The organism is Bradyrhizobium sp. dw_411, from assembly GCF_018449695.1.
Taxonomy (GTDB): Bacteria; Pseudomonadota; Alphaproteobacteria; order Rhizobiales; family Xanthobacteraceae; genus Bradyrhizobium.
The window spans coordinates 65,778-91,187 of sequence record NZ_JAAVUY010000016.1; the positions used below are offsets into that span (position 1 = coordinate 65,778).

Sequence of the window (25,410 nt, forward strand, 5' to 3'; positions counted from 1 at the left end):
TCCACGGAGATGGCATGAGGCCAGCGGATTGGAGATTTTGGAGCGCTCTTTTTGCCGCAACGTTATGCCTGAATTATTCGGCCCTGGCAGGCGCTGACTGCGATGCGCCGGGCAATCCCGATGCTGCGATCGTCGATTGCTCGCAGAGCATCAATTCGGGGAAATGGAAGGGCAGCCGTCTGGCGGCTTTCTACACCAACCGAGGTGCCGCCTATCACGAAAAGGGCGACCTTGACCGCGCCATCGCCGATTTGAGCGAAGCGATCCGGCTTGACCCCAAGATCGCCATGGCCTGGAGCAATCGGGGGGCCGCTTATAACGAGCAGGGCGACAACGACCGCGCCATCGCCGACTTAAGCGAGGCGATCCGGCTCGATCCCAAATTGACCTTGGCGCTCAACAATCGAGGTAACGCCTACAGCGACAAGGGTGACTACGACCATGCCATCGCCGACTTCAACGCGGCGATCCGGTTCAATCCCAAATTTGCCGAGGCCTTCAGCAATCGAGGTGGCGCCTACAGCGCCAAGGGCGACAACGACCGTGCCCTCACCGACGTCAGTGAGGCGATCCGGCTCGATCCCAGCCACCCCAAGGCCTTCATCGGCCGAGGGATGATCTACAGCGCAAAGAACGACAACGACCGTGCCATCGCCGATTTCAATGCGGCGATCCGGCTCGATCCCACATCGGCCATGGCCTTCGATCATCGCGGCAGCGCTTACAACGACAAGGGTGATCACGACCGCGCCATCGCCGACTACAGCGAAGCGATCCGGCTCGATCCCAAACGCGCCAGGGCTTTCCAGCATCGAGGGTATGCCTACAACGACAAGGGCGACAACGACCGCGCCATCGCGGACTTCAACGAGGCAATCCGGCTCGATCCAAAATTCGCCGTGGCCTTCCACAATCGGGCTGCCGCCTACCGCGCCAAGGGCGATAATGATCGCGCCATCGCCGACTACAGTGAGGCGATCCGGCTCGATCCCGAAGATGCCAGCGCCTTCCACTATCGCGGGATTGCTTATCGCGACAAGGGCGATCTCGACCACGCTATCGCCGATTTCAGTGAGACGATCCGGCGGGATCCCAAAGATCCCGACGGCTTCTACGGTCGAGGTATCGCGTATCGCGCCAAGGGCGACTTCAAGCGCGCGATCGCGGATTTCGACGAGGCGATCCGGCTTAATCCGAAGCCGCCGGCGGTCTACTTTGCACGCGGGCTTTCATACTTGTTTGCCGGCTCGGCCGAAAAGGCGCTGGCCGATTTTAACCAGGCAAGTGCGTATGTCCCTGACGATGCCTATCTGGCGCTGTGGGCCGATATCGCCGGCCGGCGCAGCAATCTCCCGAGCCGTCTGGTGCAAACCGGTTCCAGGATCGACATGACCGTCTGGCCGGCGCCCGTCGTCAAATTGTTCATGAACCAGATAACGCCTACTGCCGTGCTTGCGGCGGCCGATGATCCGGACGGTGGCAAAAAGCAGGGCCAGGTCTGCGAGGTGAATTTCTACGGCGGGGAGCTTTCGTTGACGAAAGGGTTGAAAGAGGAAGCCATCGGCCTTTTTCGTCTGGCGGCCAGCGATTGCCCGCACGGTTTCAACGAGTGGGAGGCCGCGAATGCCGAGTTGAGAGCGCTTGGCGTGATGCCCTGAGCAGGTATGACCCGCTCTCAGCCGTCTGTCTCTTCAGCCATCGGTCTCGGGCAGGAACAGCATCATCACGCCGGCCAGGGCAAAACTGCCGGCGCAGAACGCGATGCCGACGGCGAGGCTGAATGAGGTCGCGACGAAGCCGATCAGAAATGGCGAAAATGCCGAAATGCCGCGACCGACATCGAAGCAGAAGCCGGTACCCAGGCTGCGGACATGCATCGGATAAAGCTTGGCGAAATACGACGCGTAAATGCCGGAATAGCCGAAGAAGAACGCCATCAGTGGGCCCATCCACAGCACCAGATTGGGGTCGGTTACGGTGGCGTAAATCGGCACCATGATGGTGGCGCCGATGAAGTTGACGATCAGCGCCTTGCGCCCGCCGATCTTGTAAGCCAGAAATCCGAATACCTGATATCCGATGAACATGCCGACGTTCAGCATCACCACGAACATCGACATGTGGGTAACGTCCATGCCGCGCTCCTCGACCAGGAAGGTCGGCACCCAGGTGTTGACTCCCCAATAGCCGATCAGTGCGAAGCTCGATGACAGCGTACCGAATATTGTGAAGCGCAGCAGGCCGGCCGAGAATATCTCGGTGATCGGGACTTTCGCGGCTCCGGCAATCTGGCGGGACTTTTTTTCCTCCTTCCAGGTCTGCGACTCCGGCACGTACAGATAAGTATAGAGCGCCGCCAGCAAAGCGACGGCGCCGCAGAAAAACATGACGCGCCAGCCGTAACGCGGCAACACGAAGCCGGCGAGCAACGCGGCCGAGCCGAAGCCGAGCGACCATGACGAGAACACGAAAGCCGCGGCGCGACTGCTCTGGTTCGCCGGCCAGGTCTCGTTGACCAACGCTGCGATGACACCGAACACGCCGCCCAGGCCGATGCCGGCGATGAAGCGCAGGACAAGGATCGAGGAATATCCAGGCGCGAGACCGGTCGCGGCTGTAAACAGGCCGAAGACCGCGATGCCGGCGATCAGCGCGTTCCGGCGGCCGTAATTGTCGGCGAACCATCCCATGATAATACTGCTCAGCCCGACCCCGAGCAGCGTCGCGGTACCCAGCAGGCCCGCGTCGGCCATCGTGATACCCAATTCCTTGATCATCAGGGGCAACGACATGGCCAGGATCATGAAGTCGAACGCGTCGAACATGTAGGTCAAAAAGCCGCTGATCAGGACGCGCCATTTGACAGCCAGTCCCCCGACCAGGGTGCGATCGCTGATAGGCACGGGATCGCCGCTGACGGTCATCGTCGTGCTTCCCGTGATCGCGGCAAAACGACGGATGCTATTTTCATATCGAAATCCCGGCGCGGACGGGCAGGATCAACTGGAAGACTGCCCCGCGGGGGTCCGTGGTTGCCCATAATTGCCCGCCATGTGCCTGGATGATCCCGCGGCAGATGGACAGGCCCATACCCAAACCGGCGGGCTTGGTGGTGTAAAACGCGTCAAATATCCGCTCGAGCTTCGCCGCTTCCACGCCCGGACCGGAATCCCGCACGGCAACGTGCACGCCACCGGCTTCCATCTTTGCGGTACTGACATGCAAGTCCCGCGTTGTCTCGCTGCATGCCTTCATTGCCTCGACGGCATTGATGATCAGATTGAGAATGACCTGTTGCAGTTGGACGCCGTCCCCTTCGATCAGGGGTAAATCCTCGGCAAATTGCGTGTGCACCGTGACGCGGTTCTTTTCCACTTCACCTTTCGCAAGACCGATGACGTCGACAATGGCGTCGTTCATATTCAAAGGGTCTCTTCGTGGTGGGGCCTTGTCGATCAATTCGCGGATACTGCGGATGACATCGGCAGCCCGCATTCCGTCCTTGACGATACGGGTGAGGGCCTCCCGGACCTGATCCATGTTTGGCGGCTGCGCATTCAACCATCGCAAAGCGGCTTGAGCGTTGATGACGGTAGCGCCGATCGGCTGATTGACCTCGTGGGCAATCGACGCCGAGAGCTGGCCGGTGATCGCGACGCGGTTCACGTGAGCCAGCTCCATCTGGATGTCGCGATATCGCCGCTCACTTTCCCGCACCGCCTCTTCCGACTTTTTTCTATCGGTCAAGTCGAGCACAAAGGCGACGCCTGCGTTGCTTCCTTCCTCGAACCTTGCGGCGCCGACCAGTACCGTCACGCGGCTTCCGTCTTTCCGGAAATACTCTTTCTCAACGGGCTGCGCGGTTCCCGCACCCTTCAAACCGGTCAGGAGATGGGCGTCGCTATCCTTCCATTCCGCGGGCGTCAGGTCCCTCCAGTTCAGGAAACCCGCGACAAGATCGCCGCGGTCATATTCCACGATGCGCAGAAAGGCATCGTTGGCATCTATGATCCGGCCATCGTCGCGCCAGATGAATATCCCGATGATATTGGAATCGACCAGTCGCCGAACCCTCGCTTCGCGTTCCCGAAGATCGTTGTAGAGACGCGTATTTTCCAGAGAGATCGCGGCTTCCGAAGCAAGCAGCTTGAGGATGGTCATCCGCGCCGATGTGAAGACATGGGGAGCAAGGTTGTTTTCCAGGTAGAGTACGCCGATCAACCCGGACTGCTTGAGTAACGGCAGACAAAGAATCGAACGCGCCTGATGGTGCTGAATGTACGCGTCCGCCGAAAATTGATTCGTACTCGTGGCATCCTCGAGAAGAACACTCTCTTTGGTCCGCACAACATAGTGGAGGATCGACTCCGGCATATCGCCGGCGGTGACGTTGGCCTGTCGCAGACCGACCGTTACCGTATTATCTCCAGCCGTGGCTTCGGCTTCGATCCGGTAGACGCCCTCGCGCGCGAGAATCAGCAGCCCTCGCTTGGCGCCCGCATTCTCGATCGCGGTGCGCATGAGCACGTCGATCAGTTTTTCCAGGACCACCTCGCCTGACACCGCCTGCGAGACTTTTATCACGGTGGCCAGATCGAGGTGTTCGACGGGCGACTGGATGGTGTTTATCCGGCCCGGCTCTTCCGCGGTAATCTGCGGATATAATTGATCGAGTTGACGTACCTTGCCGTCGGCTCCCCAGCGAAGATAAAGCGAGCGTGCATCGCGAAGATACATCGTCGCGATCTTGTCAAAACCGCGCGACGCATAGAAGCGCCCGGCGGCTTCGTTGGCGATCGCCTCATTGTGGACAAAGCCGTTTAGGCGCGCGGAACGGATCGCCTGTTCGTAAAGTTGCTCGGCGTCGAGCGCGCGATCCTCAATACGTGCGATCTCCGCGCCGACCAACGCCGCGCGATTGTCGAAATTCTCCGGGCAATGTTCCGCCCATATCTCAAGCTGCCGGTGGTGCTCGGCGAGCGACTCAGCATGCCGAAGCTTCTCGCCGGGAGATGCGGCATCCCAGGCCGAAGCGTGGGAGAGCGCGCCATAGAAGCGCAACTCCGCGATTTCGAACGATGGCGAAATCCAGAGCAACTCTTGTGCCCGCGATGAGGCTTCGACGGCCGAAGCATAATCTCCGGCAAGGAAGCGGGCTTGCAGCTTTCGAACGCAGTACCAATACTCGCAAATCATCAGGACCGGATCACTTGCCACATGGCGTTCGAATTCGGACTCGTCAAATCCCTGATGGTTGAGGCTGCCGAATTTCGGCGTTAACCCGCGAAGCGTGCGGATCAAGGCAAGCTGCGCTGTGATGAAGTTGACAACGATGCTGAACCGCGTCGTTTGGGCAAACGCCAGACCGGTTTCGGCTTCAAGCTGCGCCGCCGGAAGCGGGTCGCCCACGGCCAGGAAGTTGGTGATCAACTGGCTGCAGCTATAGGCGGCGAAGGTCAGATCGCCAACCCGATAGGCGGCATCGAATGCGCGGCGTATCAGTGGGCGTCCGCCAAGGGCATGTTTCGACCACGGCAGGACAATATTGCCAAAGGACATATAGGTGCGCGCCTGATAGCGCATTAAGCCCCGCCCTTCGACCAGTTCGTAGCCGAGGCGGCCAAAGCGAAATCCGTCGCCGTAATTGCCGAAGCGCGGGCCCGCGATGATGCCGAACCATACATAGGCGAAGCATGCGGCATCGCTGTTGCCATGCTCGAGGCTGAGCGTAACCATCCGGCAAATGACGAGTGAACACAGGTTTCCGTCGTAAAACAAAGCAGGCGTCACCAGCTCGGTCAGGACGTCGAGAATGTCGAGCAGGTCAGGGTCGGTCATCAGGGGCAGGTCGACGAGTTGTTCGATCGACCGGCGCCCGACCAGGGACGAGATGCGATCATACTCGCGCGTTGCTTCCTCCCTGGTCGGATGCGGCGACCAATCCGTACCGCTGCGCCGGAGATATTCGAGACAGACCTCCACGCCGCGGTCGATCCGGGTCAAGCTCGTATAAAGGGTAAGCCGTAATCGGGTGACGACAGCGATGTCGTGGCCGTCCTTGGCGCGCCGCGCCAGCATTGAAAGCCGGCTCTCGGCAGCGACCATGTCCGCGGACAGTAATTCGCATTCGGCCAGCAAATGCTCGATCGAAAAGATCAGGCCGTAGTTACGGTCCCAGCAGTCCTCCGCCAGCAAAAGCCGGCCGGCGGTGAGATATTTGAGCGCAGAGGCGTAGGCCGTCGAGGCCTTGGCGCGCCTGCCGGCAATGAAGTTCAATTGCGCAACCCATTCCCGTTCCTCCACCGAGTTAAGGAGGTGGGAGCCTCGGTTGAGCTGATTGACGATCTCGAAGATCGCCTCCTCCTGCTGGTCAGGAGGGGTCTGGGTCGCGATCAGCCGTCCTATCCGCAGATGGGTCTCGTCGCGCATTTCTTCGGGGATCGACGCATAGGCGGTTTCCTGAAGACGGTCATGAAGAAACCGGTAGGAATCTTCGGAACGAAAAATCAACCCGGCTCGAACGGCTTCCCAGAGTTCGCCATGCATGGCCTCCGAATCCGGATAGACCATCCGCAACCGGGCGAATTCCGCGCTGTTGCCGATGCAGGCAAGCCGCTGCAATGCCTGCTGCGTTTCGACCGGAAGACGATTCAATTTTCCGACCATCAGGTCCACCACATTGTCGGTGTAACCCTTGGCGTGAATGCGATCCACGTCCCAGGACCATCGCGCCTGCACTGGATCGAAGGCAAGCAGTCGTTCGTCAGCGAGCGTGGAGATGAACTGAATGGCGAAGAACGGATTGCCGGCCGTCTTTTCGTGAATCAGTTGGGCCAGCGGGGCGGCATATTTTGGTTCGCAATGAAGGGATTCCGACAGCAATTGCGTCAGGTCTTCGCGGACCAGAGGTGCCAGCACGATATTCTGCACCATCGCGCCGGCTCGGCGCACCGTGTCCAGCTTGCGAATGAGCGGATGAGCGGCATTGACCTCGTTGTCGCGATAGGCGCCGATCAGCAGCAGGTTCTGCATGTCGGCCCGGGTCAGCATGTCCTCGAGCAAATCGAGCGTCGCCGCGTCGAGCCATTGCAGATCGTCAAAGAACAGAACGAGCGGATGTTCGGGCCTTGCGAATATGCCGATGAAACGCCGGAACACCAATTGAAAACGGCCCTGTGCGTCCTGTTGGGGAAGTTCGGGTACCGGGCGCTGGTCTGCGATGATGTGCTTTAATTCGGGAACGAGATCGACAATCAGCATTCCGTTCGGACCCAACGCCTCGTCAAGCGCGTCGCGCCATTTGTGCAGCTCGGCTTCGCTCTTGCTCAGCAGCGGGCGAACCAGGCTCTGAAGGGCTTGTGCCAAAGTGGCATAGGGGATGTCGCGCTTGTACTGGTCGAACTTGCCCGAAGCAAAAAGGCCGCGAGACCGGATGACCGGTTTGTGGAGTTCATTGACGACGGAGGATTTGCCGATGCCGGAGTAACCGGAAACCAGCACCAGTTCGGGTCTGCCGCCGGCCACAACGCGATCGAAGGCGGCGAGAAGGGTATTGATCTCGTAACTTCGCCCGTAGAGTTTTTCGGGGATGAGCAGGCGATCCGGCATGTCGTGTTCGCCAGGCCATAATTCGTCGATACGGCCTTCTGCCTGCCATTGCGCGAGGCAGCACCGAAGATCGCTCTCAACGCCAACAGCCGTCTGGTAGCGCTCCTCGGCGGTTTTCGCGAGCAGCTTCATGATAATGGCGGAGACCGCGGAAGGAACGTTTCTCGTCCGGTCGTGAGGCGGCGGCGGCTGCATCGCGATGTGACAATGTACCCATCCGATCGGATCGGAAGCGGCGAAGGGAAGGCTGCCGGTCAGCATTTCGTAAAGGGTGACCCCGAATGAGTAGAGGTCGCTCCGTGAATCGATCGAGCGATTCATCCGTCCCGTCTGTTCGGGCGCCATGTAGGGCAGTGTTCCGGCGATGAACTCAGGGGGCCCGGCCGGCTGATGCTCCCGCGGAAGGCGCGATGCGATGCCAAAGCCCGTCAGCCAAACCTGGCCCGTGGCGGAATCGACAAGCACATTGGCCGGCTTGATGTCTTTGTGGATGAGGCCATGTCCGTGCAGCTTGCCGAGCGCAACCGAGAGAGCGACGGCGAGTTGCAGGAATCTTCCCAGTTCGAGCGGCTGACCGATCATCCGGCTGAGCGGCTCGCCGCCGGGATCCCGGAGCATCAGAATGGTCCGGTTGCGCTCGCGCACGAGGTCCATGGGCCGTAACGCCCATTCCTCATCCAGTTCGTCCTTCAACTCGTATTCGTGAGCCAATCGATCGAGGCCGCCCGGCCTCGGATAATTCGTGCCGACATAGACGGCCAGAACGCTATTCCGGTTGCCGTCAGCATCTTCGAAAAATGTCCTGCAGAAAACATGATCGTCATCCTCCCAGAACACCTGGAGAGGGTTCATTTCCTCGTCGCGGATCGACGAGGGTGTGTTCATCCTGAACTCTGGCTGGGCACGGCTCTTACCCGATCACATCTGGTCATCGCGCGGCCGGACAATGGACTGAAAGATGCTCTCTTTCCAGAGCATTCGCCGGGCAGGGACGATCCCGGACGAGAGAGAAACAATGCGTCAAACCAACTCCAAGCGCTGGATAATGCGAGGGTTTTCTGGAGGGCTGCCACCTCTGCGGGCATTTGGAGTTTGGCAATCGCGATCGTACGGTCGCCGATGGAGTTCGCGTCGCGCGGTATCGCGCTTGCTGGTTGACAGTCGCAAGCTTGCCCAAAGCCTTGTCCAGGCTTCGCCGATGCAGCGGCACGGTTTCTGCATATCGTTTCCGGATATCGTTTCCAGACATCGTATCGGCGTATCGTATCCGGCGATATCAAGGTAGAAAAGTTGCGCGCACCGGCAAAGCGCAGCGCTTAGCTATCTAAGGTTTTATATCTGCGGATATTCTAGGAGGTGGCATGTCGACCAGGGTTGCGCTGTTAGCATTGTCCGTGACGCTCGCTTTGACCCAGCATGCGAGCGCTCAGGTCTCGGACAGCGTGGTCCGCATCGGCTTGCTGACGGATTATACCGGTGTGTTCTCTGCCCTGTCAGGTCAAGGCGGGGTGGTCGCAGCCCGCATGGCGGTGGAAGATTTCGGCGGCACGGTGCTCGGCAAGCCGATCGAGATCGTGCAGGCCGATCACGGCAACAAGCCCGATACGGCGGCGGCGATCGCCAAGCGCTGGTACGATGTCGAAGGTGTCGACATGATCGCCGACGTGCCCAATTCGTCGGTGGCGCTTGCGGTTCAGGCGGTCGCGCGCGAACGGCAGAAGATCGTCATCGCGTCCGGCTCCGGCACGGCCGAATTCACCGGAAAGTCCTGCACGCCAACCAGCTTCCAATGGACCTGGGATACCTATTCGGCGGCGGTCGCGACCACCAAAGCCGTGATGCAGAGCGGCGCAGATTCCTGGTACATCCTCGCGGCGGATTATACGTTCGGGCGAACGATGGCCGCGGATGTTTCCGCGCAGGTGAAAAAAGCCGGCGGCACCGTCGCCGATGTCGTTCGGCATCCCCTGAATACGCTGGATTTCTCGTCGTTTATCGTTCAGGCGCAGGCCTCGAAAGCCAAGGTGATCGCGCTCGCCAATGGCGGAACCGACACGGTCAACGCCGTCAAGCAGTTCAACGAGTTCGGATTGCGCGAGAGCGGTGTCAAGCTGGTGGGCATGGCGGTTTTCATCACCGACGTTCACGGCATGGGCATTGAAAATGCGCGCGGCCTCGTTCTGACCAACGGTTTCTACTGGGATCGCACCGATGAAACGCGGGCGTGGTCGAAGCGCTTCTTCGCCCGGCATGGTGCGATGCCGACGATGGCCCAGGCGGGCGTCTATTCGGCTGTGACGCACTATCTGAAATCAATCGCATCTGGTGGAACCGACGATGGCGTGCGCGTCGCCGCGGAGATTCGGGCGCATCCGGTCACCGACTTCTTTGCAAATGGCGGCCGCGTCCGCGAAGATGGCCGGCTCGTGCATGACATGTACCTGGTCGAGGTGAAGAACCCCGACGAAGTCAAATATCCCTGGGATTACTACCGCGTCCTGCGGACCATTCCCGGCGAAGAGGCTGTGAGACCTCTGGCGGAGAGCGAGTGCCCGCTGGTACAGAAATAGCACTTAAGCTTGCACAAAGATCTGCTTACCGGAACATCTGCTTCTCGGAATGGCTGGATGAAGGGAGGAGGGCGCGATGACCCATGTCGTGATGTCAGGTTTGAGCAATATGCAGAAATACTGGCTGATCACCGGCAGCATCGCGCCGCGGCCGATAGCGCTGGTGACGACGCGTGGCGCGAACGGGCTCCACAATGCCGCGCCGTTCAGTTCGTTCACCTATATGGGCGAGGACCCGCCGCTGATGGTGATCGGGGTGGACCTTTACGGCGAAGAGAGCCACCGCCCCGGGGAAATCAAGGACACCCTGAAGAACATCCAGGATCGCGGCGAATTCGTCGTCAACATGGTCGACGAGAGCCTGCTCGAAAAGATGGTGCTGTGCGGCAGCGATTTTCCCTCCCACGTCTCCGAACTCGACGCGACCGGTCTGTCGCTGGCCCCGTCGCAGCACATGGAAACCCAGAGGATCGCGGAAACCCCGATTGCCTGGGAATGCAAGCTCTACAAGATTCTCGATTTCGCAACCTCGAGGTCGATCGTGTTCGGCGAAATCGTCGCGATGTATTTCCGTGACGATTTGATCGACGCCGAAGCGATGCGGGTCCGGGTCGATCGCTTTGCCCCCTGCGGACGGCTCGGCGGTCCCAACTATAGCCGCACGAGCGATCGCATCAGGCTGCCGGTGCCGACATTCACGTCGAAAGGCACCCCTCGCGTATAGCGGTTACTTTTGATAACAACGCTGGATTGCCGCTCGAAAAAATACCGGTGGGGGAAAAATGAGACTCGCAGTTGCAGGCGTCGTGGCGCTTTTGGGTGTTGCTGCCGGTGGTGTCGTCAGTGGGGTGTTGGCGCAATCGGCGAGTCCTGCACCCGGTCCTGCAGCGGCGCCGCCTAATCCGGAGTGGGCCTATCCGGCCAATCCGCCGGTCGCCGAGTTCGACGCCACTGTGGAGCACACTCTGCCGGGCAGCAGCCGGAAATATACCCAGGCGCAGGTCGAGAATGATTTCACGCCGCCTGACTGGTTTCCGGAGGATCATCCGCCGATGCCGGTGGTGGTCGCCACCGGACGCGCGCCGGCCGTCAAGGCCTGTTCCAAATGCCACGTCACCAACGGCGCCGGGCATCCGGAATCGTCCGATATCGCCGGAATGTCCGAAGCCTACATCATCCGCCAGATGACGGACTTCAAAGAAGGCCGCCGCAAAGGCGCCCGTGCCGGTTCGATGTTTCCGATCGCCAAGGCGGTAAGCGACGAGGAATTGCGCGAGGCCGCCCGTTATTATGCGGCTCTGCCGCGCGTCGCGTGGACCCGGGTGGTCGAAACCGACACCGTGCCGAAAACCGAATTGCGCGTCGGCGGCATGCGCTTTCCGGTCGCCAATGGCGGCACCGAGCCGATCGGCAACCGCATCATCGAGCTGCCCGAAGCGCCGGAGCGCGCCCATCTTCGCGACTCGCGGATGGGCTTTGTGGCCAACGTCCCCGTCGGCAGCGTCAAACGTGGCGAGGCGCTGGTGAAGGGTGAGGGCGGTCTGACGCCGGCATGCGCCACCTGCCACGGCCAAGACCTGAAAGGCATCGGCGAAGTGCCATACCTTACCGGCCGTTCGCCGATGTACGTGTTTCGTCAGCTCAACGACATCAAGATCGGCACCCGCGCCGGACCCAGCGCGGAGCTGATGCAGCCTGTCGTCGCGAAGCTTAGCCAAGACGACATGCTGGCGATATCGGCCTATCTGGCGACGCTGCCCCGATAAGGTTGAGAGGCAATTTTGAGTTTAGAGGCTATCCCGGGAATCCCAGACCCATGCAGTTCGATGACGTTATCCTCGGCCGCCGCAGCATCCGCGGTTACAAGCCCGATCCGGTGCCCAGGGCGCTGATTGAGGAAATCATCGGTCTGGCGATGCGCGCGCCGTCGTCGATGAACACCCAGCCCTGGAATTTTTACGTCATCACCGGCGAACCGCTGAACAAAATCCGCGCCGGGAATACCGAGCGGATGGTGGCAGGCGTGCCGCAGTCGCGCGAGTTCCGCACCGGACAGCCTTTTGCAGGTCCGCACCGCGACCGGCAGGTTGGCGTCGCCAAGCAATTATTCTCCGCGATGGGGATCGCGCGCGACGACAAGGAGATGCGGCAGGATTGGGTGCTGCGCGGCTTCCGTCAATTCGACGCGCCGGTATGCGTGATCGTGACCTATGACCGCGTGCTGGACGGCAGCGACGATACGCCGTTCGATTGCGGCGCTGTCGCGACCGCCTTGGTCAATGCCGCCTGGTCTCGCGGGCTCGGCGCCGTGATCAACAGCCAGGGCATCATGCAATCGCCTGTGGTGCGCGAGCATGCCGGCATAGCCGACGATCAGGTCATCATGAAAAGCATCGCGCTGGGCTGGCCGGATGAAAGCTTCCCGGCTAATGCGGTGGTGTCCGAACGAAAATCGGTCGAGGAAGCGACGGTGTTCGTCGGTTTCGGCGATTAGAGCAGTTTCGCGCGACCCGGCGCATTCACATTAAAGGAGAGAAGCGATGGACCTGAAGGGCGCGGTGGCATTGGTGACGGGCGGCAATGGCGGGCTGGGGCAGCGTATCTGCCACGCGCTCGCGCAAGAGGGCGCCCATGTCGCCGTGATGTATGCGCGCAGCCGCGAGCAGGCGGAAGGCGTCGCCAGCGAGCTGGCGTCACAATATCACATCAAGGCTCAGGCTTTCGGCTGCGACATCACCGATGGCGCGGCAGTGGATCGGCTTGTCGGCGAAGTGACAAAAGCTTTCGGTCGCCTCGATATCCTGGTCAACGACGCGGCCTACAATTTCGCGGTTCCCTTCGCCGACCTCGATGGCCTGACGCCGCAGGTCTGGAACGATATCATGGCGATCAACCTGACCGGGCCGATGCACCTGTCCAAGGCCGTTGCGCCCGTCATGAAAGCCCAGGGGCGGGGTCGCATCGTCAACATCGCTTCGGTCGCGGGGCTCGCCCCAACCGGTTCTTCGATCGCCTATGCCGTGTCGAAGGCGGGGCTCATTCATCTGACGCGCTGCATGGCGGTGGCGCTGGCGCCCGAGACGCTGGTCAACTGCGTGGCGCCAGGCCTCCTGGACGGCACGCGCGCGACAGCCAATCTCAAGTCCGAGCAGATCGAGCGCTCCGCATCGGCCTCGCTCCTGAAGAAGCCCGCCGACAAGGACGACTGCGCCGACATGGTGGTCACCATATGCCGCACCGAGACCATGACCGGCCAGACCGTCGTCATCGATTCCGGACGCATCTTCCATTAGCAGTGATGAGATTGGATTGAATTACAGCGACAGCGGAAATGCACTCCCTCTCCTGCTTGCGGGAGAGTCGGGGTGGGGTGCTTCGGCAAAACGCGTTAGTAGAGGGGAGGACAGACCTTCCCCCACCCGCCGCGCTTCGCACGGCGACCTCCCCCGCAAGCGGGAGAGGTTCAGTAACCCCGCAGTCTGTGGAACGCATTTTGCAGCGCTGGATCGGTTGTAAAAAACGCTTGATGACAGCGAGTAACCCTTTTGGAGTGATGCATGAAGGTCAGTCTGCCGCGCATCGTTTTTCAGTTTATCGGAGGCTTGCTTGTCCTGCTTTCGCTTGATCCTGCGCGCTCGCTGAGCGCTGAGGAATACCCGACGAGGCCGATCAAATTGATCGTTCCATTCTCGGTTGGAGGCGATGCCGATGTGATCGGCCGCGTCCTTGCGGAGCGTTTGGGCGCAGAGTTGAAACAGCCCATCATCGTGGAAAACGTGACTGGCGCAGGCGGCAATATCGGCGTGGAGCGGGTGATCCGTTCCGAGCCTGACGGTTACACGTTGCTGCTGGCGCCGATGGGGGTCTTGTCGGTCAATCCGACCCTGTACAAGGGGCTGACATTCGACGCATCCAAAGACCTGATACCGATTTCGCTCGCCTACGAGACCGGACATCTGGTGGTCGTGAATCCCTCCTTGCAAGCGAAGTCCCTGGCTGAACTGGCGGATCTGGTACGCAGCAAATCAGGAAAGTTCAGCTTCGGGTCCGGAGGTCTGGGAACGTCGACCCACCTTTACGGTGAGGTGTTCAAAATGACGACGAAGGGAGACATTCTGCATGTTCCCTATCGAGGCAATGGCCAAGCGTTGAACGATGTCATCGCCGGTCAGATCCAGATCATGTTTCCGCAAATCGCTTCGGCGGCAAGTCAGGCTGCGAGTGGTCTGGTCAGACCGCTGGCCGTCACGACGGATCATCGCTCGGCACTGCTTCCCGACGTGCCGACCGTCGTCGAGGCCGGCATGCCAGAATTGGCCGGAACCTCGTGGGGCGGCATCATGGCGCCGCGCGGCACGCCTCCCGAAGTCGTGGCGCGTCTGAACAGCGCAATCGTCAAGGTCGTCAACGGTTCGGATGTGCGAAGCCGCTTTGAAGCGATCGGCATCAACGCGCGCACCAGCACGCCCGAGGCATTGGGCAGCCTGATCGACACAGAACTCGCTCGCTGGAGGCGTGTCATTACGGCTGCCAATCTTACGATCAACTGAGGCCGCTGTCTCACCGCGAGTGCCGGATTTCTTCGGCTGTGAGCCCGCAGAAGTTTATGAAGGAAAACGATGGACCTGATCATCAGAAACGCCCTCATTCTCCGCGGCGCCGGGACAGAATGTGTCGACATCGGTATCCAGGATGGCAAGATCGTCGCGATCGAGAAGAGCCTGGCGGCTGAAGGTGAGGTCTATGATGCGAACCACAGACTTGTCTGCGGCGGACTCGTCGAAACGCATATTCACCTGGACAAGGCCTATCTGATCGACCAATGCCCTGCCTTGCCGGGGCGCGACATCAGTCCCGTGCCGTACACATCTTCCATCAAGCCGAAGCTGTCCACGGAAGAGGTGTATGGCCGGGCGGAACGGGCGCTCAAGGAGTGCCTGATGCGCGGAACCACGCATATCAGGACGCATGTCGAAGTCGATCCTGTCATCGGTATGCGCGGCTTCGACGCGATCGAAAAGCTCAAGGCTGACTACCGATGGGCGGCTGACATTCAGATTTGCGTGTTTCCGCAGGACGGGCTGACAAATTTGCCGGGAACGGAAGAGTTGATCATCCAGGGTTTGCTGCGAGGCGCAAATGTCATCGGCGCTGCTCCGCGATACGATACGGATGCCAAAGCGCAAATTTTGCGTATTTTCGAGCTTGCCCGGGAATTCGATGTCGACGTCGATATGCATCTGGATGTCGGTCCGACGGCCGATCACCTTGATATCTACGATGTGATCGAACTCACCAAGCGGCATGGTCTGGGTGGCCGCGTCACCGTCGGCCACATGGCAAAGCTTTCATTGTTGCCGCCGGCGGAGCTGGAAAAAGTCGGCGCGCGGCTGGCCGATGCTGGCATCAACGTCACCGTGCTGCCCGCGACCGATCTTTTCCTGATGGGCAGGAAGCATGATCATGCGGTCCATCGCGGCGTGGCCGATGCAAATTTTCTGGTCAAGTGCGGCGTCAATTGCTCGATATCGTCAAACAATATCATGAACCCGTCCACGCCTTACGGCGATTGTTCCCTGATCAGGATTGCGAACCTTCAAGCCAATGTGCTGCAGGTGGCGCTGCCCCACGAATTGGCCGAATGCTTTCACATGATTACAGATCGCTCAGCACGCATTCTCAATATTGGGAATTACGGCGTGCAGGTCGGCAATCCGGCCGACATCGTCATGATCGACGCGCCATCGCCGGAAAAGGCCGTCGCGGAAATTCGCCAGCCCGTCGCGGTCTTCAAGCGCGGGAGACGAACCGTGGCCTGGGATCTGCCGCAACTTTTGCAGCCGGCGGGTGCGTGATATTGAATTCGGCCTTCGGCACTTTGCAGACGTGGCGGTGAGGAACCAACGTCGAACCATTGCTGAACAACGCGATCTCGATTGTCCTCCATCCGCAGGGCGACCTCGGCGTATCGGCTGGTGTTGACCCCATCATCAGCCTTTCGATGGCAAGACCAACGGCGGCTGCACCGCTCTGAGCATGTTGACGAGCTGGCTTTGCCGGCTGGTGCCGGTCTTCCGGAAGATGCGTTCGAGGTAAGTGCGTGCGGTCTTGACCGTAACGGCATGCCGGACAGCGCAATCCGATAAGGTCAGACCGTCCGCGAGGTCCATTGCCAATCGAGCTTCCGCGGGCGTCAGGTCGAACAGCGCGTTGAGGAGATTTGCCGATGGCACGAGCTTGCTCGGAGCGATCGGTGTGGCCAGCACCAAAGTATCCGCGCCAGCGAAGATGTCGTGCGCTGCCCGTCGCAGCGGCAAGAGGTGAACGACGAACGCAGCCTCGCTGCCCACCGCCGGCACCGGAATGGAGCAGACTGCAGTGGTGCTCTGATTGATGCCGATCACAGCCTGCTGAAACAGCCGGTTGGCTTCCCCGTCAGCGATAGCCAACCCGCCATGGGCAACCGGCAGGAACGCGTCACTCATCCGCTGGAGGCGCGTATTCGAGGCCAGGACGCGGCCTGAGGCAGAGAGTACGGCGGCAGGCAATCCCATGATCTCAAGCGCCGATGCGGTTGCTTGAGCGCGTTCGATCCCAAGTCGGGCAGCAACGAGGCTTGCGCGGGCGAGATGCGGTCTTAGCGCATCCAGACGATCGATCTCGGCCTGCCTGTGTTTGCCGTCCTCAATCCATTTTTGAAAAACGAACGTTGCCAACTCGCCGGTTGGCATCGCGACGGCCGAACACAGGTGAGCGCCGATGCCAATTTCTCGAAGCATGACGCGGGCCGGATCGCGTGCGATCTCATCCTGTGTCATGAAATCGTCGACACAGACGAAGCTTGCCGGCTGCACGGCGCACATCCTCTGGGCGCTGTCGCAGAACTTCCACGTATCGCCCCTGATGAATTCATCGAACAGGGGGCGCAGATTTTCCAATGTCGTCCCGCGCGGCGGACCATTCTCGCTAAAAAAGAAAATTTGTGCACTGGCCGAGGCCGACAGATCGCTAGCCTTCTGCAGAACAGCGTTCCACAGCTCGGGAACGAAGGCAGCCTCATAAATGCATTCAATCAGATCAATCATGGCCACACGAAAAATATTTAGAACTTCAGAAGAGTCATACGTCGTCTGGCAATCCATTAATATCCACGGCCTACGTCCCGGCCGCAAGCCTGAAACCAGGCGATTTCAGGTGCGCGGTGTCGATTTGGCAGCAGGGGGCGATTTGGCTCGTTGCGGTCAGGCCACTGGGCCCATCCCTTTTCACGGCCGTGATTTGTCTTCTTGGTCGTCATTTGACGACTGGAAAGCGGACTGGTTTCAGAAAGAATCCGTGCGCGACAGACCGCGGCCAATTTTCGATTTTGAACGGCTTTGGAGCGCAGGAACCGCAATACGATGGCTGAGAGCTTTGGAGATCTCGAATGACCACTATTGTACGATTGCTCGCCCGCGGGGCCACATCCTATCCGACTGAAGTCGATGTCCTGAAGCAAATTGCATTATTTTGCTGTGCAGGTCTGTTGGTATCATTGCTCATGATTTCCTACGGCCTGGATCTGAGTTTCGGATTTTTTTGATGGGCGCGCGACTTCTGTTTCTGGCGTCGAGCGGTCTTGCCGATCTGGCCATCCGATGCCCGCCGCCGAGGCAGGGGCGGACGAGGGCAGGGCGCCGATCAATGTCTGCCTGGACATCTTGAGCTACAAATTTCCAGGGTAATTTTCGCCCTTGAATCATGCAGTTCATTTTTCAGTAACGGGGTCTCTAAATGAATTTTCTTCGTAAACGCATCGGGAGGTCTTCTACCGACAAGCGACTTTCAATCGTTACTGGCGTACCAGCAGATTTGGACGCGCAACTAGCCGAATTGAATGATCTGCGTGAGCAAGTCAGAAAGGCGCAGCTTCGGGCCAAGAAATTGGAGCAAACGAGCCATCGGAAAAAACAAATTTAGCACAAGGAGTCTGCCTCAGTTGGCGGCTCTTTCATGGCATCCAAGCGCATATTGGGCGATTAAGCTTGAAAAGTTAGGTTAACAACCGGCCCAAATTGATGTCGCGATAAAAAGCTGTACGTCTAGGAAATGTCTTTCTGCTTCCACAGCGTCAGCAAGAATACGGACGCGCTTGCCGCCGGATGGCCAATCGCAGCTCCTGTTTGGAGGTCACGATGGCACTCCTGACCGATCGGCTGGATGCCACGGCACTCGCCGCGGAGCTGGATGAAAAGGGCTTCGTTTGCATCGAGAATGCGATCGATCCGGCCTGGATCAGGCGCGCGCAGGCCTATGTCCACGGCCTGGTCGAAGAGAAGGGCAAGCGCTATTTTGCCCTGAACTGGCTTTCGCGCGATCGGGGCACCCCGCCTCAGGAACTCACCGACGATCCGCAGATGCGCCGGCTATTGGCGCAACTCGCGCAGATCGGCTGCCCCCGCGCGAAATTGGAGGAGGAAATCTATACAGGCCTGCGCGTCGTCGCAGGTCGTTCGGGCGACGAGAAGTCGCTGCTCCACCATTACGATAAACACGTGATCACGGCGCTGGCGCCGATATTGATCCCGGAGGGACCGAAGGGTCGCGCCGGCGAGTTGATCGTGTTCCCGAACCGCCGCGGCTATCGCCGGTTCGCGCTCGTCAACATCGTCGAAAAGGCGATCGTCCAGAGCAAATGGTACCGCAACCGCGTCTCGCGCAAGCTGGCGGCGGGCGATCAGGCGAACGTCAAATATCTGAAACCCGGCAACCTCTATCTGTTTTGGGGCTACCGGACCTTTCACGCGAATTTCCCGGTTGCCGGCGACGCGGTTCGGGCGACGATGCTGCTGCATTATGGCGATCCGCATCCGAGCAGCCTGATCCTGAAGGCCAACACGGTGCGGCAGATCCGCGACGAGCGCCGCATCGCGGAAAAAGCCACGGCCTGATTTCGACTAATCCGGCGGTCCAAGACGAATAATACAGCGCAAACGTGACGGCGAGCGCGAGTCCGCTGTTGGTAGCTGGCGGACGCAGCGAGTCCGATCCTTGATGTCCACAACTTCGAGAATTTTCCCCGCGTACCCTTTTTAGTTGTGGCGTCGGCCATCGGCGCACGCTATTGGCCGTTAACAACAAAAAATCAAACCGTAAAAAGCCGGGCGCGGGAGGCAATGTGAGGATTTTAAAGTCGATTGAGAAGGTTCCAGGTGGACTCATGCTGGTTCCTCTGCTGCTTGGCGCGGTCTGCAAGACGTTCGCGCCGGGCGCGGGCACTTATTTCGGATCTTTCACCAATGGCTTGATCACCGGCACGGTGCCGATTCTGGCGGTCTGGTTCTTCTGCATGGGCGCTACAATCGATTTGCGGGCAACCGGCATCGTGTTGCGCAAGTCCGGAACGCTGGTCGTCACCAAGACAGTCGTGGCGTGGGTCGTCACCATGATCGCCGCGCGCTTCATCCCCGAGGCCGGGATCACGACCGGCATCTTTGCCGGCCTCTCGGTTCTCGCCATCACCACTTCGATGGACATGACCAATGGCGGTCTCTACGCCGCGGTGATGCAGCAATACGGATCGAAGGAGGACGCAGGTGCTTTCGTGCTGATGTCGATCGAGTCGGGTCCGCTGGTCAGCATGCTCGTGCTCGGCGCGTCGGGTATCGCTGTGTTCGAGCCACGGTTGTTTGTCGGTGCCGTGCTGCCGTTCCTGATCGGGTTTGCACTCGGCAATCTCGACAGCGATCTGCGCAAGTTCTTCGGGCAGTGTGTCCATCCATTGATTCCGTTCTTCGGCTTCGCGCTCGGCAACGGCATCGATCTCAACGTGATTGGCCAGACGGGCATCGGCGGCATCCTGCTTGGATTGATCGTCATCGTGGTGACGGGAATCCCGCTGATGCTCGCCGATCGCTTCATCGCGGGCGGCAATGGCACTGCGGGATTGGCAGCGTCAAGCACGGCGGGAGCGGCGATCGCCAATCCCACCTTGATCGCCAACATGATTCCGAGTTTCAAACCCGTGGCGCCGGCGGCAACGGTGCTGGTGGCGACATCGTGCCTGGTGACCGCAATCCTCGTTCCGATCCTCAGCGGATTCTGGGCCAAGAGGATGGGGCATGTTCCAACGGATGAGGCCAGGCCCTCAACGGACGATACGAATGTCGAAAGCCTTCGGCAGGGCGTCGAGCCGATCTGAAGCGAGCCTCTAGCTGGTGTGATCGTTACTCGCGCTGGACGTCATCGGCGCGATAGCGAGCGGTGTGACTGAGACGCTCCCGGCATTGCTGCCGGGATTGGCACTGGCGTCGTGACAGGTGCTTTATTGCCGTCGGTCTGACAGGTGTGATGACTAAAACTGCCGAAACACCGTTGTCGAGACGAGAGCGGAAGAGGAGACGCGAACATTTCATTTCTGCGAATGGCCATAGCGGCATTGGGCCGCAGATATCTGCTTTAATTGCGCGGCCGGAGACATGCTATCGTCGGCCGGTAAGGTTTTGACGGCGCAAGGGCGCAGCGAGATCAGAATGCCGAGGAGAAATACGTGACCCAACATGTCCTCTTCATCGTCACCAACGCAGCCGTGATCGGTCCGCACAGCCGGAAGACCGGCTTCTTTTTTGCCGAGGTCGCTCATCCGTTCGGCGTGCTGGATAAAGCGGGTATCGCGGTAGAGTTCGCGTCGCCTGCCGGCGGATGGACGCCCTACGACGCGTACGACGAGAAAGACCCCGCCGAGAAAGAATTTTTCGAGAGCAAGGGTTTTCGACGGCTGAATCACAGCCGCAAGCTGTCGGAAGTGGATGCCGCGGACTACGACGCTATCCTCGTGCCCGGCGGCCTCGGGCCCATGGTCGATATCCAACGCAATGCGGACGTCCAAAGGGCAATTGTGCGTGCCTGGAGCACGAACAAGATCGTGACCGCTGTTTGTCACGGTCCGTGCTCGCTGCTCGGGGTCAACCTCGGTGATGGCACGCCCTTCGTGCGCGGCAAGAAGCTCACCTCGTTCTCCAGGAAAGAAGAGTACGACTACGCCCGCGATGACGTGCCCTACGAACTCGAAGACGCGCTAAGGGCAGAAGGTGCCGAATACTCGTCTACATCCAACTGGCAACCTCACGTCGTCGTTGATGGCCGCCTCATCACCGGCCAGAACCCCGCCTCGGCGGAACCTCTGGCGAAAGAGTTGCTCGTAGCCCTTAAACGGGGCGCCGTTCCGGCGTGAGCTGATGAGACGCGGGCTGGTATCAAGGCTGCTTAGGTACTTCGCCCTACGGCTTGTCAAGGAACAGGGCGCTTTCCGCGATTGGAAGGCGGGGCTTATTCATCCGGCGCGTTGCATGGTGCTGGCGCCAACGCAAGCAAATACGCAAAAAAATATTGCACGCCTGGCAATCCCGACGGCGTCGTTCAGGCTACCGGTGACTTCCAGTTTACGGGCATTTTCCAGTCTACGGGCGACCTGCAGTCAGGATGCGACCGCGGTGATCAGGCTGCCGTCGCGCCACCGCCCGGGCGTCACGCCGGTCACCCGCTTGAAGGCGCGATTGAACGCGGCTTCGGAATCGTAGCCGACGTCGGCCGCGATCGCCGCAAGACTGCCGCTCCCGGCGCGGATACGTTCGGCCGCAAGCTGCATCCGCCAGCAGGTGATGTACTCGATCGGGGCCTGACCCATCACCTGGTGAAATCGCTCCGCCAGCACGGTGCGCGACGAGCCGGCTTCGCGCGCCAAATCTTCCACCGTCCAGCGCCGCGCGGGGTCGGCGTGCACGGACTGGATCGCGCGACCGACCAGGGGATCGTTGAGGGCGGCGAACCATCCCTTGGCGCTCGCCGGCAACCGCGTCGCGTAGCGCCGCAACACCTCGACGAACAACAATTCCATCAGCCGGCCAAGCATCAGCTCACTGCCGGGGGCTGCGTTTTCCGTCAGCGCAAGAATCTGGCCGACCGTGGATTTGATCAGCGCGCTGACCTGGTCGTCTTCGGCGCGATCGACCAATAGTGGCGGCAAGGTGCGAAACACTGGTGTCAGCAGGAATTCGGACGACTCCAGAAATCCGCAGACCATGCGGGTTTCCTGTCCGCCGCCGCCATGATTGATGGTCCAGATTCCCTTCAGGGCTCCGGGGCGGACAACGTCCTCCGCGAGCGGCGCTTCGAGGGCGCGCCCGTTGGAGAATTTATGCCGGTCCGCAAACGGCATCAGGATGATATCGCCAGCCGAGATTTTCGTGCGTTCGCCGTTGGCAAGTTCGACGTCGCATTCGCCTGCCGCGATCAGGTGAAACACGCTGACATGGCGAAGATGCGCCATCGGGCTGCTGGCGTCGAAACGCTTCGGACTGATGATGCCGAACGGCGCGGTAAAGCAGGCGTCGAGAAACACCGAGCCGGTCAGGCGCACTGCGCGCAATGACTCGGCAAGCACGTCGTGACCTTTGTCCGGCGCAATAGCAAATGATGGCGGTGTCTCGATCATTGTGGATTTGGCTCTCGGACAATACCCATGAGTCACCGATGCAGGCGTTTGGTTCAACGCGTGGCATCCCACTGATGGAGGTCATGATGATCAGAAATTGGGCTGCAAATGTGGCCAATCGGGGCGTCGCCCTGATCGCATCTCTGCTGATGCGATCGGCGATTAAGTCCCTGCTCGAAATCGACGAACGGTCCCTTCGGGCCGCCGGATTGTCCCGCGCCGACCTTATCGAATGCCTTTCAACGCCGTTCACCGTCGATCCGACGGAACTGCTGGTTTTGCGCAGCAGAGCGGCGCGGTCACGCCGAAGCGTTCGAAGGGTGTCGCGGGCGGGTATGCGACGCGGCGTCGCACCCACAGCGCGCGCCTTTTCCCGAGCGCACCAGTTTTAGCAATCGGATTTGAGGAGTTTTCCATGTCCAGATTAATCGCACTGATTTACGGACTCGTTTCCTACACTTTGTTTGTCGTCACCTTTCTGTACGCGGTCGGTTTCGTCGGCGGTTTCGTCGTGCCGAAGACGATCAACAGCGGCGATATTGCACCGCTGTCGCAAGCCATTTTGAACAATCTCCGCCTGCTGTCCCTGTTCGCAGTTCAGCACAGCGTCATGGCGCGGAAGTCATTCAAGGCGTGGTGGACTAGGTACGTTCCGGCTTCGGTCGAGCGCAGCACCTATGTGTTGTTCGCCAGCCTGACGCTCGACCTGCTGTTCTGGCAATGGCAGGCCATACCGGCCGTGATCTGGCGGATCGACCAGCCGCTGATCGCCATCGCCATCAGCAGCCTGTCGCTCGGCGGCTGGCTGATGGTCCTCACCAGCACGTTCCTGATCAGCCACTTCGAACTGTTCGGCGTGCATCAGGTCGTCAACAATCTGAACGGCAAGGAATTGCCCGCGCCACGCTTTCGCACGCCGTTTCTGTATAACTTTGTGCGCCATCCGATCTATCTCGGTTTCCTCATCGCATTCTGGGCGACGCCGAACATGACCGCGGGCCATCTGCTGTTTGCCGGTGTCACCACGATCTACGTGCTGATCGGAATCATGCTCGAGGAGCGTGATCTGACCGTCCTGTTCGGCGACGACTACCGCCACTACCGCGACCGGGTATCGATGCTGCTGCCGTGGCGCCGCGGATTTCCGCAAGCCCCCAAAGCGTTTCCGCGTCCGGGTCCGAGTTCCGAAGCCGCGGAATAGACCGCAACTGTCCACCGTACCTGTCAACCCACATCGAAAAGGAGAATGCCATGACCATCCAAACCCCGCTCCATCCGGCGACCGACTTCACCGCGATCAAAGGCCGGCAGCAACGCGCCTGGTCGTCCGGCGACTACGCCGTCGTCGGCGTGACCTTGCAGATCGTCGGCGAGATGCTGTGCGAGGCGGTCGATCTGCGCAGTAACCAGCGCGTGCTCGACGTCGCCGCCGGCAACGGCAATGCGACGCTGGCTGCCGCGCGCCGGTTTGCCGAAGTAGTCTCGACAGACTATGTCGGCTCGCTGCTCGAACGCGGCCGCGAACGCGCCCAGGCGGAGCGGCTATCGGCGATCTTCCGTGAGGCTGACGCCGAAGCGCTGCCTTTCGAGGATGCAAGCTTCGATGTGGTGCTATCGACATTCGGCGTGATGTTCACACCGAACCAGCAGCAGGCGGCGAACGAGATGCTGCGGGTGTGCCGTCCCGGCGGGAAAATCGGCCTCGCCAACTGGACCCCGGAAAGCTTCATCGGGCAATTGTTCAAGACTATCGGCAAACACCTGCCGCCGCCGGCAGGCGTCTCATCGCCGGCGCTGTGGGGCACGCGGGCGCATCTCGATCGTTTGTTCGGTGCCGGCGGCCGCATCGGAACGCAGAGCCGGAATTTCGTGTTCCGCTACGAATCGCCGGAGCACTGGATCGAGATTTTCCGGAACTATTACGGCCCCGTGGTGAAGGCGTTCGAAGCCCTCGATGACACAGCGGGCGCCGCACTCGCGACGGATATCGACGCACTGCTCGGCAAGTTCAATCTTGCCACCGACGGTACGCTGGTGATTCCAAGCGAATATCTCGAAGTCGTTATCGTCAGGAATAACTGATCACGTCACTGCGACCCCATCAAAGCCGCCGTCGGACCGATATCGCCGGTCCGGCGGCAAAGCTTTTTCGACCGCAAGCCTTTGCGAAACCAAGAGTGCAATCAGCAACGCCGCCGGCACATCGCATTGCAATAGCTCACCGAATACCGGTACGCTGACGATCCGGAACGGCGGCGCTTTGACGCCGTCGCGCTTTTGTTTTGAACCGATGTTTATTAGATATGGAATCAGGATACTTCCAACTCTGACGGCTGGAGAACTCACATGGCAACCAAAGACCCCATGGATTGGATGCTGTCCGATGCCATCGGAGCCTTGGCTCGCGCCGAGCGAATGCATCAGCAATTCCTGCGATTACGTCCACTGGCTGGTACCCGCGAACCAAGCTGGGAGCCGCCGATCGACGTGCTGGAGACCGATCGCGAGGTGCTGATCCTGATCGCGCTTCCGGGCGTCGATCCCGATGATGTCGAAGCCGTGATCGACGAGGGAGTGCTGATCGTCAGCGGCCGGCGCGCACTCCCGCCCGAACTCCGCAATGCCCGGATACTCCGGATGGAGTTGCCGCAGGGACGTTTCGAGCGCCGCATTACACTGCCGCTGGGTCGTTACACCGTAAGCCGCTTCGCCACCAATGGCTGCATCGGCCTGCGCCTCGCCAAATCGATTTAGGGAGAA

20 protein-coding genes are annotated in these 25,410 nt (G+C 60.1%); 15 read left to right on the forward strand and 5 right to left on the reverse strand.

Translation table 11 applies throughout. From position 1 onward, the window contains the following. The first annotated feature begins 14 nt into the window (after positions 1–14). The gene (locus HB676_RS25145; RefSeq protein WP_213741156.1) at positions 15–1,658 is read left to right on the forward strand and encodes a tetratricopeptide repeat protein; all 1,644 of its coding nucleotides are present in this window, start codon (positions 15–17) and stop codon (positions 1,656–1,658) included. Between the two features lie 33 nt (positions 1,659–1,691). Here HB676_RS25145 and HB676_RS25150 read toward each other — a convergent pair whose 3' ends face one another. Together HB676_RS25150 and HB676_RS25155 are read right to left on the reverse strand one after the other, a co-directional pair. Further along, a complete protein-coding gene (locus HB676_RS25150) occupies positions 1,692–2,924 on the reverse strand; it encodes an MFS transporter (protein ID WP_213741157.1) in 1,233 nt (410 codons plus the stop codon). A 43-nt stretch (positions 2,925–2,967) separates the two neighbouring features. Continuing rightward, positions 2,968–8,493: an ATP-binding sensor histidine kinase gene (locus tag HB676_RS25155; RefSeq protein ID WP_249780460.1), complete on the reverse strand. Its 5,526-nt coding sequence runs from the start codon at positions 8,491–8,493 to the stop codon at positions 2,968–2,970. A gap of 476 nt (positions 8,494–8,969) precedes the next feature. On the opposite strand from HB676_RS25155, the gene HB676_RS25160 reads away from it, so the two are divergent. The 7 genes from HB676_RS25160 (at position 8,970) to HB676_RS25190 (ending at position 16,033) form a co-directional block, all read left to right on the forward strand. Beyond that, positions 8,970–10,178 (forward strand): ABC transporter substrate-binding protein, encoded by a 1,209-nt coding sequence (locus tag HB676_RS25160; RefSeq protein WP_213741158.1) that lies wholly within the window; start codon positions 8,970–8,972, stop codon positions 10,176–10,178. A gap of 76 nt (positions 10,179–10,254) precedes the next feature. Continuing rightward, entirely contained in the window at positions 10,255–10,902 is a 648-nt protein-coding gene (locus HB676_RS25165; protein WP_213741159.1) for a flavin reductase family protein, read from the forward strand. A 58-nt stretch (positions 10,903–10,960) separates the two neighbouring features. Beyond that, positions 10,961–11,944, forward strand: a complete 984-nt coding sequence (locus HB676_RS25170) for a c-type cytochrome (RefSeq protein ID WP_213741160.1) — start codon at positions 10,961–10,963, stop codon at positions 11,942–11,944. Between the two features lie 50 nt (positions 11,945–11,994). After that, positions 11,995–12,672: a nitroreductase gene (locus HB676_RS25175; protein WP_213741161.1), complete on the forward strand. Its 678-nt coding sequence runs from the start codon at positions 11,995–11,997 to the stop codon at positions 12,670–12,672. A 46-nt stretch (positions 12,673–12,718) separates the two neighbouring features. Next, a complete protein-coding gene (locus HB676_RS25180) occupies positions 12,719–13,471 on the forward strand; it encodes an SDR family NAD(P)-dependent oxidoreductase (protein ID WP_213741162.1) in 753 nt (250 codons plus the stop codon). Between the two features lie 264 nt (positions 13,472–13,735). Further along, positions 13,736–14,728: a tripartite tricarboxylate transporter substrate binding protein gene (locus tag HB676_RS25185; RefSeq protein WP_213741163.1), complete on the forward strand. Its 993-nt coding sequence runs from the start codon at positions 13,736–13,738 to the stop codon at positions 14,726–14,728. 69 nt (positions 14,729–14,797) lie between these two features. Beyond that, the gene (locus HB676_RS25190) at positions 14,798–16,033 is read left to right on the forward strand and encodes an amidohydrolase family protein (protein ID WP_213741164.1); all 1,236 of its coding nucleotides are present in this window, start codon (positions 14,798–14,800) and stop codon (positions 16,031–16,033) included. 135 nt (positions 16,034–16,168) lie between these two features. On the opposite strand, the gene HB676_RS25195 is transcribed toward HB676_RS25190, so the two are convergent. Beyond that, positions 16,169–17,263: a helix-turn-helix transcriptional regulator gene (locus HB676_RS25195; protein ID WP_213741165.1), complete on the reverse strand. Its 1,095-nt coding sequence runs from the start codon at positions 17,261–17,263 to the stop codon at positions 16,169–16,171. A 1,089-nt stretch (positions 17,264–18,352) separates the two neighbouring features. Between HB676_RS25195 and HB676_RS25200 the strand changes: the two genes are divergently transcribed. The 3 genes from HB676_RS25200 (at position 18,353) to HB676_RS25210 (ending at position 21,390) form a co-directional block, all read left to right on the forward strand. Further along, positions 18,353–19,108, forward strand: coding sequence for a hypothetical protein (locus HB676_RS25200; protein WP_213741166.1), 756 nt, complete (start codon positions 18,353–18,355; stop codon positions 19,106–19,108). A 227-nt stretch (positions 19,109–19,335) separates the two neighbouring features. Then, positions 19,336–20,358, forward strand: a complete 1,023-nt coding sequence (kdgT, locus tag HB676_RS25205; protein WP_213741167.1) for a 2-keto-3-deoxygluconate transporter — start codon at positions 19,336–19,338, stop codon at positions 20,356–20,358. A gap of 348 nt (positions 20,359–20,706) precedes the next feature. Then, a complete protein-coding gene (locus HB676_RS25210) occupies positions 20,707–21,390 on the forward strand; it encodes a DJ-1/PfpI family protein (RefSeq protein WP_213741168.1) in 684 nt (227 codons plus the stop codon). A 243-nt stretch (positions 21,391–21,633) separates the two neighbouring features. Here the strand turns inward: HB676_RS25210 and HB676_RS25215 are convergent, their stop codons facing one another. Next, a complete protein-coding gene (locus HB676_RS25215) occupies positions 21,634–22,650 on the reverse strand; it encodes an AraC family transcriptional regulator (protein ID WP_213741169.1) in 1,017 nt (338 codons plus the stop codon). A 38-nt stretch (positions 22,651–22,688) separates the two neighbouring features. On the opposite strand from HB676_RS25215, the gene HB676_RS25220 reads away from it, so the two are divergent. Genes HB676_RS25220 through HB676_RS25230 form a run of 3 tightly spaced genes read left to right on the forward strand, consistent with a single transcriptional unit; the run spans position 22,689 to position 24,732 of the window. Beyond that, positions 22,689–23,042, forward strand: coding sequence for a hypothetical protein (locus tag HB676_RS25220; protein WP_213741170.1), 354 nt, complete (start codon positions 22,689–22,691; stop codon positions 23,040–23,042). A gap of 23 nt (positions 23,043–23,065) precedes the next feature. Beyond that, positions 23,066–23,851 (forward strand): methanethiol S-methyltransferase, encoded by a 786-nt coding sequence (mddA, locus tag HB676_RS25225; RefSeq protein WP_213741171.1) that lies wholly within the window; start codon positions 23,066–23,068, stop codon positions 23,849–23,851. A gap of 50 nt (positions 23,852–23,901) precedes the next feature. Next, on the forward strand, positions 23,902–24,732 hold the full coding sequence (locus HB676_RS25230) for a methyltransferase domain-containing protein (RefSeq protein ID WP_213741172.1): 831 nt from the start codon (positions 23,902–23,904) through the stop codon (positions 24,730–24,732). Here the strand turns inward: HB676_RS25230 and HB676_RS25235 are convergent, their stop codons facing one another. Further along, positions 24,733–25,071, reverse strand: coding sequence for a hypothetical protein (locus HB676_RS25235; RefSeq protein WP_213741246.1), 339 nt, complete (start codon positions 25,069–25,071; stop codon positions 24,733–24,735). Here HB676_RS25235 and HB676_RS25240 point away from each other — a divergent pair. Beyond that, complete coding sequence (locus HB676_RS25240) at positions 24,997–25,404, forward strand: Hsp20/alpha crystallin family protein (RefSeq protein ID WP_213741173.1); 408 nt, start codon at positions 24,997–24,999, stop codon at positions 25,402–25,404. The two genes, HB676_RS25235 and HB676_RS25240, sit on opposite strands and share 75 nt — an antisense overlap. Positions 25,405–25,410: the final 6 nt, after the last annotated feature.

Coding starts and splice junctions, on each gene's coding strand:
- HB676_RS25240 (WP_213741173.1), top strand. CDS start 24,997: ATGGCAACCAAAGACCCCATGGATTGGATGCTGTCCGATGCCATCGGA.
- HB676_RS25170 (WP_213741160.1), top strand. CDS start 10,961: ATGAGACTCGCAGTTGCAGGCGTCGTGGCGCTTTTGGGTGTTGCTGCC.
- HB676_RS25215 (WP_213741169.1), bottom strand. CDS start 22,650: ATGATCGAGACACCGCCATCATTTGCTATTGCGCCGGACAAAGGTCAC.
- HB676_RS25235 (WP_213741246.1), bottom strand. CDS start 25,071: ATGCATTCGCTCGGCGCGAGCCAAGGCTCCGATGGCATCGGACAGCAT.
- HB676_RS25175 (WP_213741161.1), top strand. CDS start 11,995: ATGCAGTTCGATGACGTTATCCTCGGCCGCCGCAGCATCCGCGGTTAC.
- HB676_RS25180 (WP_213741162.1), top strand. CDS start 12,719: ATGGACCTGAAGGGCGCGGTGGCATTGGTGACGGGCGGCAATGGCGGG.
- HB676_RS25195 (WP_213741165.1), bottom strand. CDS start 17,263: ATGATTGATCTGATTGAATGCATTTATGAGGCTGCCTTCGTTCCCGAG.
- HB676_RS25155 (WP_249780460.1), bottom strand. CDS start 8,493: ATGAACACACCCTCGTCGATCCGCGACGAGGAAATGAACCCTCTCCAG.
- HB676_RS25185 (WP_213741163.1), top strand. CDS start 13,736: ATGAAGGTCAGTCTGCCGCGCATCGTTTTTCAGTTTATCGGAGGCTTG.
- HB676_RS25220 (WP_213741170.1), top strand. CDS start 22,689: ATGCAGGCGTTTGGTTCAACGCGTGGCATCCCACTGATGGAGGTCATG.
- HB676_RS25150 (WP_213741157.1), bottom strand. CDS start 2,924: ATGACCGTCAGCGGCGATCCCGTGCCTATCAGCGATCGCACCCTGGTC.
- HB676_RS25165 (WP_213741159.1), top strand. CDS start 10,255: ATGACCCATGTCGTGATGTCAGGTTTGAGCAATATGCAGAAATACTGG.
- HB676_RS25200 (WP_213741166.1), top strand. CDS start 18,353: ATGGCACTCCTGACCGATCGGCTGGATGCCACGGCACTCGCCGCGGAG.
- HB676_RS25190 (WP_213741164.1), top strand. CDS start 14,798: ATGGACCTGATCATCAGAAACGCCCTCATTCTCCGCGGCGCCGGGACA.
- HB676_RS25145 (WP_213741156.1), top strand. CDS start 15: ATGAGGCCAGCGGATTGGAGATTTTGGAGCGCTCTTTTTGCCGCAACG.
- mddA (WP_213741171.1), top strand. CDS start 23,066: ATGTCCAGATTAATCGCACTGATTTACGGACTCGTTTCCTACACTTTG.
- HB676_RS25160 (WP_213741158.1), top strand. CDS start 8,970: ATGTCGACCAGGGTTGCGCTGTTAGCATTGTCCGTGACGCTCGCTTTG.
- HB676_RS25230 (WP_213741172.1), top strand. CDS start 23,902: ATGACCATCCAAACCCCGCTCCATCCGGCGACCGACTTCACCGCGATC.